The sequence below is a fragment of the Chitinophaga fulva genome (assembly GCF_012927205.1).
Taxonomy (GTDB): domain Bacteria; phylum Bacteroidota; class Bacteroidia; order Chitinophagales; family Chitinophagaceae; genus Chitinophaga; species Chitinophaga fulva.
On the sequence record NZ_JABBGC010000003.1, the window covers coordinates 625081 to 639407 of the forward strand.

Annotated in this window: 17 protein-coding genes; 3 read left to right on the top strand and 14 right to left on the bottom strand. The window is 49.5% G+C overall.

Annotation, left to right across the window (positions count from 1 at the left end):
• Nucleotides 1-50 precede the first annotated feature (50 nt).
• From HHL17_RS25740 to HHL17_RS25765, 6 genes are all read right to left on the bottom strand, one after another.
• Nucleotides 51-239 carry a class I lanthipeptide gene (locus tag HHL17_RS25740; protein WP_169227715.1) on the bottom strand — a complete coding sequence of 63 codons (189 nt, stop codon included), beginning with the start codon at nucleotides 237-239 and terminating at the stop codon, nucleotides 51-53.
• A 48-nt stretch (nucleotides 240-287) separates the two neighbouring features.
• Nucleotides 288-488, bottom strand: a complete 201-nt coding sequence (locus HHL17_RS25745) for a class I lanthipeptide (RefSeq protein ID WP_169227716.1) — start codon at nucleotides 486-488, stop codon at nucleotides 288-290.
• 55 nt (nucleotides 489-543) lie between these two features.
• Nucleotides 544-720 (bottom strand): class I lanthipeptide, encoded by a 177-nt coding sequence (locus tag HHL17_RS25750; RefSeq protein WP_169227717.1) that lies wholly within the window; start codon nucleotides 718-720, stop codon nucleotides 544-546.
• 11 nt (nucleotides 721-731) lie between these two features.
• A complete protein-coding gene (locus HHL17_RS25755; RefSeq protein WP_169227718.1) occupies nucleotides 732-890 on the bottom strand; it encodes a class I lanthipeptide in 159 nt (52 codons plus the stop codon).
• Nucleotides 891-953: 63 nt separating this feature from the next.
• A complete protein-coding gene (locus HHL17_RS25760; protein WP_169227719.1) occupies nucleotides 954-1151 on the bottom strand; it encodes a class I lanthipeptide in 198 nt (65 codons plus the stop codon).
• A 60-nt stretch (nucleotides 1152-1211) separates the two neighbouring features.
• Complete coding sequence (locus HHL17_RS25765) at nucleotides 1212-1391, bottom strand: class I lanthipeptide (RefSeq protein ID WP_169227720.1); 180 nt, start codon at nucleotides 1389-1391, stop codon at nucleotides 1212-1214.
• A gap of 284 nt (nucleotides 1392-1675) precedes the next feature.
• Between HHL17_RS25765 and HHL17_RS25770 the strand changes: the two genes are divergently transcribed.
• Both HHL17_RS25770 and HHL17_RS25775 read left to right on the top strand, forming a co-directional pair.
• A complete protein-coding gene (locus HHL17_RS25770) occupies nucleotides 1676-2458 on the top strand; it encodes a fatty acid desaturase family protein (RefSeq protein ID WP_169227721.1) in 783 nt (260 codons plus the stop codon).
• A 246-nt stretch (nucleotides 2459-2704) separates the two neighbouring features.
• Nucleotides 2705-2944 (top strand): hypothetical protein, encoded by a 240-nt coding sequence (locus tag HHL17_RS25775; protein WP_169227722.1) that lies wholly within the window; start codon nucleotides 2705-2707, stop codon nucleotides 2942-2944.
• A gap of 65 nt (nucleotides 2945-3009) precedes the next feature.
• Here HHL17_RS25775 and HHL17_RS25780 read toward each other — a convergent pair whose 3' ends face one another.
• From HHL17_RS25780 to HHL17_RS25790, 3 genes are all read right to left on the bottom strand, one after another.
• Nucleotides 3010-3774: a DUF998 domain-containing protein gene (locus HHL17_RS25780; RefSeq protein ID WP_317166608.1), complete on the bottom strand. Its 765-nt coding sequence runs from the start codon at nucleotides 3772-3774 to the stop codon at nucleotides 3010-3012.
• Nucleotides 3701-4153, bottom strand: a complete 453-nt coding sequence (locus HHL17_RS25785; protein WP_169227724.1) for a hypothetical protein — start codon at nucleotides 4151-4153, stop codon at nucleotides 3701-3703. The genes HHL17_RS25780 and HHL17_RS25785 overlap by 74 nt, the downstream gene beginning before the upstream one ends.
• An 85-nt stretch (nucleotides 4154-4238) precedes the next feature.
• Nucleotides 4239-5135: a helix-turn-helix domain-containing protein gene (locus HHL17_RS25790; RefSeq protein WP_169227725.1), complete on the bottom strand. Its 897-nt coding sequence runs from the start codon at nucleotides 5133-5135 to the stop codon at nucleotides 4239-4241.
• 212 nt (nucleotides 5136-5347) lie between these two features.
• Here HHL17_RS25790 and HHL17_RS25795 point away from each other — a divergent pair, with 212 nt between their 5' ends.
• On the top strand, nucleotides 5348-7984 hold the full coding sequence (locus HHL17_RS25795) for a S9 family peptidase (protein WP_169227726.1): 2637 nt from the start codon (nucleotides 5348-5350) through the stop codon (nucleotides 7982-7984).
• Nucleotides 7985-8047: 63 nt separating this feature from the next.
• Here HHL17_RS25795 and HHL17_RS25800 read toward each other — a convergent pair whose 3' ends face one another.
• Genes HHL17_RS25800 through HHL17_RS25820 form a run of 5 tightly spaced genes read right to left on the bottom strand, consistent with a single transcriptional unit; the run spans nucleotide 8048 to nucleotide 14325 of the window.
• Complete coding sequence (locus HHL17_RS25800; RefSeq protein ID WP_169227727.1) at nucleotides 8048-9118, bottom strand: dipeptidase; 1071 nt, start codon at nucleotides 9116-9118, stop codon at nucleotides 8048-8050.
• A gap of 11 nt (nucleotides 9119-9129) precedes the next feature.
• Nucleotides 9130-10167: a sugar kinase gene (locus HHL17_RS25805; protein WP_169227728.1), complete on the bottom strand. Its 1038-nt coding sequence runs from the start codon at nucleotides 10165-10167 to the stop codon at nucleotides 9130-9132.
• A 54-nt stretch (nucleotides 10168-10221) separates the two neighbouring features.
• Nucleotides 10222-10686: a RidA family protein gene (locus HHL17_RS25810; protein ID WP_168872885.1), complete on the bottom strand. Its 465-nt coding sequence runs from the start codon at nucleotides 10684-10686 to the stop codon at nucleotides 10222-10224.
• A gap of 21 nt (nucleotides 10687-10707) precedes the next feature.
• Nucleotides 10708-12027 carry a gluconate:H+ symporter gene (locus HHL17_RS25815; RefSeq protein ID WP_169227729.1) on the bottom strand — a complete coding sequence of 440 codons (1320 nt, stop codon included), beginning with the start codon at nucleotides 12025-12027 and terminating at the stop codon, nucleotides 10708-10710.
• Between the two features lie 45 nt (nucleotides 12028-12072).
• The gene (locus HHL17_RS25820) at nucleotides 12073-14325 is read right to left on the bottom strand and encodes a glycoside hydrolase family 20 protein (RefSeq protein WP_169227730.1); all 2253 of its coding nucleotides are present in this window, start codon (nucleotides 14323-14325) and stop codon (nucleotides 12073-12075) included.
• Nucleotides 14326-14327: the final 2 nt, after the last annotated feature.

Consider the following 14327-nt stretch of genomic DNA (forward strand, 5'->3'; position numbering starts at 1 on the left):
TCCGCGGATACAGAGGATAGTATGCCCGGTTTTGCAATAAATGCTAAAAGCTATTTTGTTGGTTCAGAAGTCCGGACACAGCCATCGGGGCAGGTAACTTCGCGGGTATTCTGACAGCAGGCGCTCCACCAGGTCAGCGGAACACCACCAGCGATTTTGTTTTGCTGTTGCGGATTCAGCGTCGCAACGGCATCTTTTTTTAGCAGCAGTTTTTTACTGAGTGTCAGTTTCTTTTTCATAATTGTGACGGTTTGCAGATAAGCGTATCGCTATTTTTCAGAAAAACATTAAGCACGTCCACATCCACGGGTGGTGTATACCACACAGTCATCAGGACAGGTGGCTTCATTGGTATCCACGCAACAGGCACTAAACAATGTTCTTGGCATACCACCGGCAATTTTGGCTTGCTGTTGCGGGTTCAGCGTGGCAACAGCATCTTTTTTCAGTGACAGTTTTTTGCTGAGTGTTAATTGTTTCTTTTTCATAAGAGGAAGATTACAGGAGGAACAGATACATCAGTTCCCGGTTAAAGATGAAGGATTAAGCTACCGTGCAATCAGTTACGCAGTAAGTCTCCGGAACGGTGAGGCAGCAAACCGTCCAGCAGGTTACACAGGAGTAGCCTGACTGTGCGGTCATTTGCGGTGCGCCCAACGTTACCAGCACGGCTTTCTTCAACGACAGCTTTTTACGGAGAATCGCTTTTTTCTTTTTCATAAAAACGGGACTTAGCAGAGTTCGCAGAGCGTATCCTGGGAGCAACAGGTGGTTTTCCATGTTTTGGGCATTCCGCCGCCGATACCTGCTTGTTGCAGTACATTCAATTCCACCACTGCATCTTTCTTCAGCAGCAGTTTTTTACTAAGTGTGATTTTTTTCTTTTTCATACATAGTTGATCTGAGGGAGGTTATACCCCTCTGTGCAAGAGGGGTATTTTCCGGGTTAAAAATTAAGCTTCAGGGCAGATGTAACATTGGTCCTGCCCAGGCATGTACGTGATACAGGTTTGGACTACCGTTTCTATGCAACGCGGCATAACGGTAAAAGGACCACCTCCTACAACAGCCTGTTGTTGCATCGTGAGCGTGGAAATAGCAGCCTTGTTCAGGGACAATTTCTTGCCGAGGGCAATTTTCTTTTTTCTCATAACAGGGATTTACGGGTTAAATCGGGTTTACCATCGTTGATGCCGGGTTAACAGCTATCACTACATGCAAACATTGGTAGGACGGGGATGTGACTCGCAGGTCCATTGTGGATCATAGGTATCGCAATTGGTGGAAAGCCTGCCACCGTTTAATACACCCTGTTGTTTTACAGTCAGGGAAGCTACTGTTTCTTTGGCGAGGGTAAGCTTTTTCGCCAGTGCTGCTTTTTTCTTTTTCATAACTGAATAGTTTCATAAGGCCCTCCCCTGTCTTTAACCAAGCAGTAACGCCATGGGGCGGATTTTCAGCGTATAGACCTAAAGACGATGGGAATTGGCAGATTCAGATTTATATAAGTTGAACATAGACATATAGTAACCGGCTATTTTGAGACTTTGATTTTTTGAAGATAAATAATTTATCAAGAAAAACAAATTTTAACGCGGTTTCTTTGGAATTTGGGAGATAACTGATCAATCTGCTTCCGGATAGCGTATCTTTGTGGCTCATAACCCTGTATCCGATGAACCACGCTGACATTCAACGCAAAGTGGCCTGGAAGGACCTCCGGCATCTCTCCGTCCCCGAAATGTTAATTGAAAACAACCTGACCATTCCCTGGTTGCTGGCATCCTGGGCACTGGCCTGGAAAGGATATTACCTTGCCGCCCTGCCGTTTTCCGCTTTCTTTTTCCTGACAGCATTAAGACAGGTACACAATGGCTTCCATCAGTCGCTCGGCACGCATAAACGCCTGACCTGGTTATCACTCTTTCTTAACAGCACACTGATGATGGCTTCCATGCATGCTGTAAAGTACAATCATATCCGTCACCATAAATACTGCCTGTCTGACGAAGACTATGAAGGTAAATCCGCCGGCATGAGCTGGTATGGAGCCATCCTTTACGGTCCGGTACATATGTTCCACATTCATCGCGTCACTTTTCAGACGGCCAATAAAAAATATGTACGCAACACCCTGCTGGAATTAAGCGCCATAGCGGTGTTTGCAGCTACTGTCGTTCTCCTCGATGTCCACTTCCTCCTCTACCATATAATTGTCATGCTGACCGGCGAATGCCTGATGGCCTTCTTTGCCGTATGGACGGTACATCATGATACGACCGAAGCACCGGAACTGGCGCGAACCCAACGGGGTACCTGGAAAAACAAGCTCACCTTCAGCATGTTCTTTCACCTTGAACATCACCTGTTTCCTGCTGTACCGACTATTAAATTACCGGAACTGGCGAGACGCATAGACGCCGTCCTGCCGGAACTGGAGAAGAAACAGACGTTTTAGTTGTTATCATAAACGAAAATACCGGCGCTCCTACAGGTGGTGCCGGTATTTTTTTGTCCGGTACAGGACCGTTTCTCCATAAACCGTGATGATTTCAGCGGTTTTAGTTCCCGGTTTACGAAATAACATAACCCCAAAATAGCTATCATTGCAGCTATAAAGATCCTAGCATCCTATATCTGGCCAACGACGAAGATCAAGCTCCGGACGCAACAGCCCTTTCCATTACCCTCAACATCCATCATCATGAAAAAATCTGTTTTCCTATTGGCAGCAACCATCATAGCCGCCATCGTATCCGCCGCCATGGCTTCCAAAGCGCGACTGTCCAAGGTCGTTTACATCCCCAACACCAATCCTAATGTCTGCGATTTCCCACTACACGGCAACGAAATCCTGACGGTGGCCTCGAATGGGGTTTTGGCTACCACCGTTGCCAATGCTCCCTGTTCAGGACCGTACCACCTTACAATTGTACAGGATTGAAGAAAAAATAAATCCCGATGGTGGCCATCGGGATTTACCTTATGCATAACCAGAGATTGTCATTCCTAACGGTTAGCACCAGTGGCGTATAACCTGCGGACGTGTGTCCCTACCATTAATATAAAGACAAGATAAGAAGCAAACAGGAAGCGGCCTATCAAACCGGTATACACACCCGGACCAAACTTATAATCAGCAGGCATAGACGCCATAAAAGCAATGGTCAGCAGGATGGGAATAGCAGCGGCTACTAACAGTTTCTTGCGAACAGGTCTCCACGCTACTGTTCTCCCCAGGCCAAACGCCAGCAGCAACATCGCTAAAGGGGTATAATCCAGCGATGCCCCCATATAATGCATCTTCCCGCTGAATGTTAGCTTATCCGGGCCGGTGGTAACAGGATCAGTATTAAATATCGCCGCTATGAAAATGCCGGCAGCGCCAATGGCTAAAATAATAAGCCCGATATACCCCACGATAGTTTTTACCTGCGGGAAAACAGATAGGCCACAACTCAGGCTGCTTACCACAAAAGAGAGAAAAACGATGTTCATCAACCACCCGGATTTGCCCAATGCATACTCACTGATAAAACGCCATGATGGGTCAAACCCGGGTTCCAGCAAATGCAGGAGCAGTAACAGTGACACATATAGTATTCCGGTGATTACAGAAATTTTTGACAATACCAGCTGCGTCCTTGAAGTAGGTTTTGTGATTATTAGTTTCTTTGCCATGATGCTAAAACATTGGTGGTTATTGAATTTTCTGCATGGTTGATTGATAACCGCCACCGGGATAAACCCACGCACCACTGTTGTAGTTTCCATCTTCACTGAATGTACCGCTGAAAAAAGCAGGAGAGCCTTTTTCTCCGCCCCAGATCGTGAGCGTATTACCTTCCAGCTCATACACATAGTCCAATGTGTTGCCGGCATTATCATACACCTTCGATCTGATTTGCTCATCAGCTTCCTGGCCAAATGGCTTCATATGCCCGATCACCTCAACACAAACGATATGATTTCCGAACAGCTTCATATCTACATGCTGCAGCATAAAGAAACCACCCTCCAGCCACTCGTATCTTACTGTGCCGGATGCATCTCCGCCTAATTGCCATGTACCGATAAGCAGCTCCAGTGAACGAACACCGGTATTTGAATTCGTTGCCTGGGCAACTGTCTGATCATTACTTTTCTTTTCCATAATTTTTTTGTTTTAAACTGATGGAACAAAAGTAGCGTACAACAGTAGCCCCTTATGGTTTAAATCATGGCAGGAATTGTTGATTTCATGGATGACTGTTTTCCCGGAATTCCAGAGGCGTAAGGCCCATTTGTTTTTTAAAGAAGCTGCCAAAATTCGCCGGGTCTGAAAAATTCAATTGATAGGCTATTTCTGCCATCGTGAATTTGGTATAGAGAATAAGCGATTTGGCTTCCGTTACTACCCGTTCATTGATATGCGAAAGCGCATTTTTCCCGGAAGCGGCTTTAATCACCTGTGAAAGATGATTAGGCGTGATATGCAATAGCTGCGCATATTCATCCACCGTTCTTTTTTCTACATAATTATTGTTAACTAGAGCCGTAAATTTCCTCAGCAGAAGCTGTTGCGGTGTCACCATACGTTCCTGCCATTGTGCAAATGCCATATGGTCTTTAAGCATATACAACAACACCAGCAATTTGAGACTGGCAATCCGCCGGCTGTTGTTATCAGCATGCTCATAGGCTGTAAAAACATCTTCAAAATAGGGGACCAACGTTTTATGTTTTTCGTTAGTGAGCGTTAGTATATCTGTCTGGGTGGGATGAAAGAAAGGAAACTCCTGTTGAAAGGAAGGCTTAAAATAATCAAAGCATGTTTGTTTAAAATAGATAATATACCCATGCGTTCCGGAATCCCGGTAGAAACTATACACCAGGTCTGGAGATTGCACTACCAGCATAGATTTTACATTATCGACCTTTGTATCGACATACTCGATTTTTGTGTTAGCCGCGTTGGTCATTAATGCGATGAAATAGAACCCTCTCCTAAAAGGCGGCTTGTAGACGCTTTCCGCATTTTTGATCAGCCGCAGGCAGTAAAAATCGGGATGCTGCGTTCTGTTGTCTAATGGCAAGGCTGCCAACAAATCGTTTATCTCCCGATAATACGGTATGGAGGAGTTAGTTTTGTTCATGTCATCTGAGGTTTTTCTACGTACAGTGCAGCAATTTAGCAATATTCTTTAAAAACCGTGCACTTTCTTTCGGCGCGCCAAGGCTTATCCATGGCCTGCAACCACATCTCCCGGGAAGAATTGTTTTACGGTTTCGGTTGCCAGTTTACGGAATAAGATGATGACGAAATGACTATCATTGTAACACCTTTCCCTCAAACCTGTTCCAACCCATGAAACAATACCTGGCCATCTTATTATTGCTGCTCACCATCAGCACCTACGCACAAAAGCGCCCGCTCAACGACTCCGACTTCACCACCTGGAACCTGGCCCTTAATCCGAAAATCAGCGACAACGGCCGGTATGCGTCATTTTACATCTACAATCAGCCACCCGGAAAAGCAACACAGGTCATACAGGCTATCGATCATTCGTGGAAAAAGGAACTGCTGGCATTCCAACCTATCAGCTTTACTACAGACAGCAAACTGGCGGTCACGAAACTGGCGGACAACAGCCTCCTGTTAGTGACGCTGGGTACTTCAAAAGAAGAAAGGATACCAGCGGTAAAAAAATTCTCCCTGTTTCAACAAACAGACACCGGATGGCTGGCTATTCAAAAAACAGACAACCACCTGGAAATCCGTAATCTGGCATCCGGCGCGACTTACCAGTACAACCAGGTATCAGACTATGCCACCAGCGGTAACGGGCATTTTCTCTTTCTTAAATGCAGGACGGACACCAGTACTTATACTATCCAGACGGTAGATCTCTCCCATCATGCCACCAAAGAGATTTATAGGGGAAAAGAACCAGTCAATATCATCGCGGATGAAAAAGGAACGCAGTGTATTTTTATGACGGCCAATAATGAGCAGGCGCCCACCTGCTGGTATTATCATCGCGATCAGACAGGCAAAGCTATTGTAGCCACACCACGCATGCAGGTCAACGATCAGATGATATTCAGCAATTTCGACAGGTTCAATAGTGATGGGACTTTCATCTTCTGTACGCTGACCGGCAAAAAGCCGGCGCCAGCTGCCCCCAATCCTGCTAAGCTGCATCTGCGCACCTTCCTCGACACAAAACTTAACGACAATAATGAACCGCTCCGTTGCCAGGCGATATGGTATCTCAACAGTAATACCATCATTCAAACGCAGGACAGGGATGAATCCCCCTTCTATATGGCAGCCTTCTATCCCGGCTCCTATAACCCGCGCAACAACTACCAACTACTGGACAAAACCCTTGCCCACAAAGGAGAGTGGAACTGGAATAAATCTGCCATGTCATCCCGGACACTGGTCAATCTGGCCGACGGGTCTAAAAAAATGATCACATCACCTGGTGACCGTAACAGCGCTTCGTATAGCCTCTCGCCGCAAGGCAAGTGGATTATCTATTTTGATGCCGACCAGCAAAACTATTTCAGTTATAACGTTGCCACCAGTGAACGCAAAAACATCACCGCCGGCATATCCGCCAACTGGACCACCTACGATAATGACGACATCCCTTTTGCACCTTACCTCAATCTTCCTCCCGGCGGCTTCAATAAAGACGAAACGATATTATACCTGTATGATCAATATGATATTTTCCAGATTGACCTCAACGGGAAATCGGCTCCTGTTAACCTGACCGGTGGTTATGGAAAAACAAACAACATCGTGTTCCGCTTTGCCTTTCCGCCCGGTGAACACACCGGTAAATCCATCTTGCTGACAGCCTTCAACCGCACAACGAAAGAAGATGGTTTCTATGAAATCATAAAAGGAAAGCTCCGGAAACTAAGCATGGAGCCCGCTATTATCACAGGTCCGGAGGAAAGCAAATATTTCATGCGCACCTCCCCTGTCAAAGCGAAAAATGCAGACGTATATCTTGTGCAGAAAATGGATGCCTCCAGTGCCCCAAACGTTTACGCTACAAAAGACTTTATTCATTTTGAAGCGATCAGCGATGTCCATCCGGAGCGACAGGTCAACTGGCTAACGACAGAACTGGTGGATTTTAAAACCCGGGATGGGAAACCAGCACAGGGCATTCTATACAAACCGGAGAACTTTGACCCACAAAAGAAATACCCTGTTATCTTTTATTATTACGAGAAGATAAGCGAATGCCTGCATCTCTACATCCGGCCTGAACCCAGCATGGGGCCAATGAACATTCCCTATTTCGTCAGCAACGGCTTCCTCGTTTTCACGCCCGACATCCATTTTGAAATAGGGTATCCTGGCCGCAGCTCCCTGAATACGGTAATGGGCGCTGCCGATAAGCTGATACAGCTGCCTTATGTCGATTCCACCAGGATGGGCCTTCAGGGCCACAGCTTCGGCGGCTTTCAAACCAACTATATCATCACCCATACCGGCCGCTTTGCAGCCGCCTGTTCTGCTGCGGGCTTCACCAATTTCGTCAGTGCATACGGCTCCATCATCGGCTCCGGATATTCCAGGCAGGGACAATACGAACTATACCGCGATCGTATCGGCGCCTCGTTGTGGGACAGACCAGACCTTTACCTGGAGAATTCACCCGTGTTTAACATCGATAAAATACAAACACCCTTACTACTGATGCATAATATGGACGACAATGATGTACCGGTTGGACAGGGAATTGAATTTTTCACAGGGATGAGACGGATGGGCAAAGTGGTTTATTTCCTGCAATATGAAGGACAAGGCCACAGCGTTTTCGGCCCACCGGCGCTGGACTTCAACACGCGCATGCTGGAGTTTTTCAACTACTATCTGAAGGGCGCTCCGCTTCCGGACTGGATGACCAGCAAGCAGGCCAATATCCTGAACGTCACTGGTACCAAAGCACCTCTCCGTTTACTCACGAAATAATGAATACAAAAAGAGCGAAGTCTGTACGACCTCGCTCTCTCATAAAATTTTTGTTCGCGTGCGTTATTTCCATGCATTACGTAGGAACCGTAGCCAGTTCCCATGCATGATATTCTCAATATCTGCTGCTTTATAGCCTCTTTTAGACAACATATCCGGTAGCTTCTGCAAGTCAGCGATGGTTTCCAGGTCATAAGGGCATTGCTCTTTTCCGAAAGCGCCGTCCAGGTCTGTACCGATACCAACATGCAGGGAGTTGCCCGCTATCTGGCAGATATGGTCCATATGATCGATGAGTTTTTCGAGGTTGCAGTGCATGGCCTCAGGGGTGGACTGGGCACGTACCCATCCTGGTACCATCATCCAGGCATCGAGTGCGCCACCGATGACCGCGCCTTTCTGGACAAGTATTTTGATCATGTCGTCGCTGAACTGGCGGTTGTGATCTACCAGTGCGCGGCAGTTGTTATGGCTGGCCCATACTGCTCCGTTGAAGATATCCATGGCATCCCAGAAAGCGTCGTCGCACAGATGGGTGGCGTCGAGTATCATGTTCAGCTTTTCCATCTCCCGGACCAACTGGCGTCCCTGCTCATTCAGATGGCCGGTAGCATCGGTGCCGTTGGCATACCGTCCGGGCCCGTAGTGGGCCGGTCCTACTGCACGGAGGCCATTTTGATACGCCCGGTGCAGGTGGTCCAACGTTACCAGCGAATCGGCTCCCTCAAGGCTAAGGATGTATCCAATGGGTTTGTTGTCATTAGGCGTACCATCGTTCCACAGGGCGATATGCTGTTCCAATGCGGGCAGGTCTTTGATCATCACCATTTCACCGGCATCTTCCATGGCTTTGTACCATGCCAGCTGGCCCTGTGTCTGCGCCCAGGCCTGTTCCGGCGAATGCCAGCCGGGCAAAGGATTGTCGGGCGCAACATAACGTCCTATCTGCGTGGCCACTACGAGGCCGATATTTCCTTTACGAAGCTCAGGGAAAGCTACTACGCCCCTGGCCCTGTCTGGTTTATCCTGTAGCCCCGTCTCCCGGCTGCGGATGGCCATTACCGGCTGCCGCAGGTCCCTGTTCCATTCCAGGGCGTTCATACTGAGGTCGAGGTGTGCATCAATCGTAAACATAATAAAAGTAGTTATCGTACTATCCTTCCCGAAGGGCCGTTGGCCATCAGGTCGGTCACTTCCCGTTCATTCACCAGCGCCCAGTCGCCGTGGATGCTCTGTTTGAGCGTGCCACAGGCCACGGCGAAATCGATGATACGCTGTGGCGGGTACTGGTTCATGACGCCAAACAAAACGCCTGCTGTGAAGGCATCGCCGGCGCCTATCTGGTCGGTAACCTGCGGAACAGTAAATCCTTCTGAAAAATAATACTGGTCGCCCTGTGCGAGCGCCCCGAAATACACGAGCTGGTTGCCCTGTATTTTCCGGAAGCTCATGGCCAGTGTTTTCAGCTTCGGCATATGCCGGCGCAACTGGTCATAGCACTGCTCAAATCTTTTCTCCGGTGAAAGCTGTTTATCTGCTTCAATATTGTAGTATACGTTCACTGCGTCCAGATCTGCCACGGTCATATCGCTGTGTTGCAATAACGCAGGCATCACCGCAGAGGGGTGCTGCCCGTATTTCCAGAGCGTAGCACGGTAGTTAAAATCCGACGAGATGGTAAGGCCCGCTGCCCGTGCTGCTTCCAGCGCTTCCGCACAAACAGCGGCGCTGCTGGCGGATAATGCGGCAGCTACGCCGGACCAGTGAAACACATCGATGTCTGCCAGTGCAGATGACCAGGCGATATCCCCTGGCTGCAAAGTGGCGAAGGACGAACCGGCACGGTCATAGATCACACGCCCGGGGCGTATGCCGTTGCCAGACTCGGTAAAATACAACCCCAGCCTGTCACCGCCATAAACAATCCTTCCGGTGCCTACGCCATGACCTTTCAGCTGTTGCAGTCCTGTTACAGCCAGGTCATTGTCCGGTACCCGGGTAATATACTCCGTGGATATACCCAGGCGGGACAACAGTACGCATACGTTGGCCTCCGCCCCGGCGTAATAGGGAATATATCCGTCTGACTGACCGAAACGTTTGCCGCTGTTGCTGTGAAGCCTCAGCAGAAATTCACCGAAAGCCGCCAACCTGACTGCTGTTGTTCCATCCCGCTTTTGCATGATCCAAATTTTAAGGGAAAGATAATATTTTCCCCGGCATCTGCTGCAGCCATCTTAATACAATTCAAACAAAGCTTCTATCTCCACCGGGATATTGTCTGGCAGGGAACCGAAGCCCACGGCGCTGCGTACGCCGATACCGTTTTCTTCGCCCCAAATGGCGGCAAACAGTTCGCTGCAACCATTGATGATATAAGGATGCCGTTCAAATTCAGGAGTACAGTTGACCATGCCCAACACTTTGATCACCCTTTTCACTTTCTCCAACCCTACATGTGTGTTAATGGTAGACAACATCGTCAGGCCTACCTGCCGTGCTGCCAGTTTGCCCTGCTCCATATCCATCTCACTGCCTATCCTGCCAATGATCAGCGACTTATCTTGTTGCACCGGTCCGTGACCAGACAGATAAAGATACTTGCCATCAATCAGGAAAGGTTTGTACACGCCCAGTGGCGTTGGCGCTGGTGGTAATTCCAGCCCTAGTGCTTTTAATTTTTCTGCTGCTTTGTTTTCCATATATTCTGGTTTAATAAATGCTTAATGAACGATCAGCGCGTTGAGCGCCAGTACCCCCAGCAGGCCCATGATACCCACAATAGTTTCCATCACGGACCACGACAGGAAGGTATCTTTTATGCTGATGTTAAAGTACTCTTTGAACATCCAGAAACCGGCATCGTTGACATGTGAAAACATCAGGCTACCGGCTCCTATTGACAGTACCATGAGGTTAGGGTCCACCTGTCCGGTGGCGATAAACGGCGCCATCATACCTGCGGCGGTGAGGCCGGCCACGGTGGCGGAACCGATGCTGGCGCGGATCACGGCGGCCATCAGCCAGCCCAGCACCAACACGGGGATATGCCAGGAGCTCATCGCCATGGCTATCTGCGCACTGACACCGCTACTAGCCAGTACTTCCTTTAAAGCACCAGATCCGGCTATAATCAGCATCACCATGGCAATGTCTTTCACCGATTCTGCGTATATGTTCATGATGTCTTTCAAAGGCTTGCGCTGCGCAATGCCCAGCGAAAAAGTGGCGATCAGCAAACAGCACAGCATCACCACCGATGCATCGCCGGCAAAAGAGAGCAAACCGTGCAACGGCGAATTCACCGGGGTGGTATGTAATAACCCGGTAGTAATAACGAGCAACAATACGGGCAACAAGGCTGTCAGGAAGCTGTTGAGCGCTCCGGGCAAAGCCTGTGCCTGCGTTTCCTGCGCCTGGAAAAGCGGAGAAGGCGACGCAGGTATCTTTTTCAGATAACGGGCAAACAATGGTCCCGCCACCACGATGGCCGGAACAGCTACTATCAGGCCGTATACCAGCGTCAGCCCCATATTGGCATGAAACTGTGTCACCAGCGCCACCGGCGACGGATGCGGCGGCAAAAAACCGTGGGTGACAGACAAAGCCGCCAGCGTGGGCAACCCGATATATACCGCCGGCAGCTTGTATTGGTAGACCACAGAAAATATCAAGGGAACGAGTAACACAAAGCCTACACCGTAATACAACGGAATGCCGATGATAAAACCAGCCACCAGCAATGCCCATTGGATATAACGTGTACCGAATAAACGAATCAGCGTTTGCGCGATCTGCCGCGCTGCGCCACTTTCCGCTACCAGCTTGCCCAGCATGGCGCCCAGAATGATGATGATCAACAGCCCTCCCATCGTATCACCGATGCCTTTCTGCATGGCGCCGGTAATGGATTGCAATGGCATACCAAGCCACCAGCCCGCCAGTGCAGACACTATCAGGAAAGCCACAAACACGTTGCATTTGGCGAGCGTTACCAATACCATCAGCAACAGGATGCATAAAACAACAATCAAAAATGCCATGCCGTATAAAAATGTAATGCTAACGTGGAATCAATACGCACAGCATCAGTTAACAATAATTTCGTCTGCCAGCAGCATAGCCCTGCCCCCGGCGCCATATTCACCGGCCGGGATCACGCCCTTGCTGACGGCAGTCACTTTAATATATCGCGCCCGTACCGGTTTCACGGTTAACCGCACGGCATTAATGCCATTTACCGGGAAACTATCAGCCACGGCTACACGCCCAAAGTTTTTACCATCGGCAGATACTTCAAACACCAATGAAACAGGCGCCCACATTTTCTGCCAGTGGTAGTTGAGCACATTAGCACCCACCTGCTTTATTTCCTGTACGCTGCCCAGGTCAATGAACGCATGCAGGTCGCGGGCGGAGAAGCCCAGCCACTGCCCGTCATTGAAACGGTGCGTACCAGCAATACCATTCACCAGCAACGAAGCGGCGGAATTGTATTTGGTATTCGACGGTTCCTGTAGTGTCACCTGCGCCCCGGTAGATTTGCACACTTCAAACGGCTGACGGAACAGCCGTCCTGCCGGCTTCCCTTTCACAAACAGTTGTGCCTGCAACACAGTACTGCGGGCAATGCGGATACGACCGTTATACGCCGGACTACCGGCAACGGGCACACTACCATCTGTTGTATACCGGACCACCGCGCCCGGCTGATGTGCATGCAAGGTCACATACAGGCTTCCACGGGCAAGACTGTCCAACCGGTAGTTGATCTCTTTATAGGTGGTATAACGGTCACCCGTCAACGTAGCGAGCCTTTTTGTGAACTGGTTGTAATCCTTCACGGTTGCCGGCGACCAGGCTCTTTCGGCCGTTGCCTGCAACCGGGGATAGATCATATAGTTGGCCTTTGTTTCTGTAGACAGGTATTCGCTCCAAATTCCCCCCTGGATGCCTGCGATATAAGGCAGCAACGCCGTATCACCGGCAGCGACCAGTGGCTCATAACCATATACCACTTCCAGTGGCGTATAACCAGCCGCTGCAGTCTGTTCCTCAGGATATAGTGACTGATAATGGTCAAAATACAATTCATCTTCCGGTGTCATGATCACCTGCTGCTTTTGTTTGGCAGCCATCACCGCGCCTTCTACACCGCGCCAGCTCATCACCGTAGCACCCGGCGCCAGCCCACCTTCCAGGATCTCATCCCAACCGATAATCCGACGGCCTTTGCTGTTTACATAATTGCTGATACGACGGATGAAATAACTCTGCAAGGCATCTTCATCTTCCAGGTGTTCCGCCTTCATCCGCTGCTGACAGGCAGCACATTGTTTCCATCTCACCTTGGGACATTCGTCGCCACCAATATGGATATACGAAGAAGGGAATAAGGCGATCACTTCATCCAGCACATCCTGCAAAAACAGGAAGGTGCTGTCTTTACCGGCACAGAACACATCATCAAAGATGCCCCAGAACTGGGCGGTTTTATAAGGGCCACCAGTGCAGCCCAGTGACGGATACGCCGTCATCGCGGCCAGCGCGTGGCCGGGCATTTCTATCTCCGGGATCACGTTGATATGCCGGGCAGCGGCATAGGCCACCACTTCTTTCACCTGCTCCTGTGTGTAGTAGCCGCCGTACTTTTTACCATCGAAACGATGCGGCAGTTCTTTTTTATGCCCGATCATGGTCTGGTCGCGCCAGGCGGCCACTTCCTGTAAACGGGGATATTTTTTGATCTCGATGCGCCATCCCTGGTCATCGGTAAGATGCCAGTGGAAATTGTTGAACTTGTACAGCGCCAGCTGGTCGATGAAATTTTTGATATAGTCTACCGAAAAGAAATGCCGGCCTACATCCAGGTGCATGCCGCGGTATCCAAAGCGGGGATAATCGGTGATCATCGCTCCCGGCAGTACCAGTCCCCCGCCGGCTGCTGGTTTCCACAGCTGCCGCAACGTAGCGATACCATGACCGATACCGGCTGCATCATGTGCCGTCAGCCTCACTTGCTGCGGTGTTACCTGCAACAGGTAGCCTTCCGGCTGTTTCACCGCCAGCGAGTCTATTGACAAGCTAACGGTAGCGGACATACGGCCATTTACCGGACGGTCACTAACGGCCTGCATATACGATTTCAGCAGGGCTGCGTCCTGCTCCAGGCCGGGCATGGCCTTTATTGCCGCGTGGGCGGTAATAAAAGCGCTGTCGGCTGTCCAGGAAGCCGCTACCGGCAAAGGAATCAGGGCTGCCGGAGCGGCAACCCTTTTCCCTTGTGCGAGGAGGCATGTATGAACCGTTATGAGTACAGAAAACAGGAATACTCTTTTCATGA

What these genes read in the sequence shown, in the direction of transcription:
- HHL17_RS25750 (WP_169227717.1), bottom strand. Translation starts at nt 720, where the DNA reads ATGAAAAAGAAAAAAGCGATTCTCCGTAAAAAGCTGTCGTTGAAGAAA.
- HHL17_RS25820 (WP_169227730.1), bottom strand. Translation starts at nt 14,325, where the DNA reads ATGAAAAGAGTATTCCTGTTTTCTGTACTCATAACGGTTCATACATGC.
- HHL17_RS25745 (WP_169227716.1), bottom strand. Translation starts at nt 488, where the DNA reads ATGAAAAAGAAACAATTAACACTCAGCAAAAAACTGTCACTGAAAAAA.
- HHL17_RS25760 (WP_169227719.1), bottom strand. Translation starts at nt 1,151, where the DNA reads ATGAGAAAAAAGAAAATTGCCCTCGGCAAGAAATTGTCCCTGAACAAG.
- HHL17_RS25770 (WP_169227721.1), top strand. Translation starts at nt 1,676, where the DNA reads ATGAACCACGCTGACATTCAACGCAAAGTGGCCTGGAAGGACCTCCGG.
- HHL17_RS25785 (WP_169227724.1), bottom strand. Translation starts at nt 4,153, where the DNA reads ATGGAAAAGAAAAGTAATGATCAGACAGTTGCCCAGGCAACGAATTCA.
- HHL17_RS25740 (WP_169227715.1), bottom strand. Translation starts at nt 239, where the DNA reads ATGAAAAAGAAACTGACACTCAGTAAAAAACTGCTGCTAAAAAAAGAT.
- HHL17_RS25800 (WP_169227727.1), bottom strand. Translation starts at nt 9,118, where the DNA reads ATGTTTACGATTGATGCACACCTCGACCTCAGTATGAACGCCCTGGAA.
- HHL17_RS25780 (WP_317166608.1), bottom strand. Translation starts at nt 3,774, where the DNA reads ATGGAAACTACAACAGTGGTGCGTGGGTTTATCCCGGTGGCGGTTATC.
- HHL17_RS25805 (WP_169227728.1), bottom strand. Translation starts at nt 10,167, where the DNA reads ATGCAAAAGCGGGATGGAACAACAGCAGTCAGGTTGGCGGCTTTCGGT.
- HHL17_RS25765 (WP_169227720.1), bottom strand. Translation starts at nt 1,391, where the DNA reads ATGAAAAAGAAAAAAGCAGCACTGGCGAAAAAGCTTACCCTCGCCAAA.
- HHL17_RS25755 (WP_169227718.1), bottom strand. Translation starts at nt 890, where the DNA reads ATGAAAAAGAAAAAAATCACACTTAGTAAAAAACTGCTGCTGAAGAAA.
- HHL17_RS25795 (WP_169227726.1), top strand. Translation starts at nt 5,348, where the DNA reads ATGAAACAATACCTGGCCATCTTATTATTGCTGCTCACCATCAGCACC.
- HHL17_RS25790 (WP_169227725.1), bottom strand. Translation starts at nt 5,135, where the DNA reads ATGAACAAAACTAACTCCTCCATACCGTATTATCGGGAGATAAACGAT.
- HHL17_RS25815 (WP_169227729.1), bottom strand. Translation starts at nt 12,027, where the DNA reads ATGGCATTTTTGATTGTTGTTTTATGCATCCTGTTGCTGATGGTATTG.
- HHL17_RS25810 (WP_168872885.1), bottom strand. Translation starts at nt 10,686, where the DNA reads ATGGAAAACAAAGCAGCAGAAAAATTAAAAGCACTAGGGCTGGAATTA.
- HHL17_RS25775 (WP_169227722.1), top strand. Translation starts at nt 2,705, where the DNA reads ATGAAAAAATCTGTTTTCCTATTGGCAGCAACCATCATAGCCGCCATC.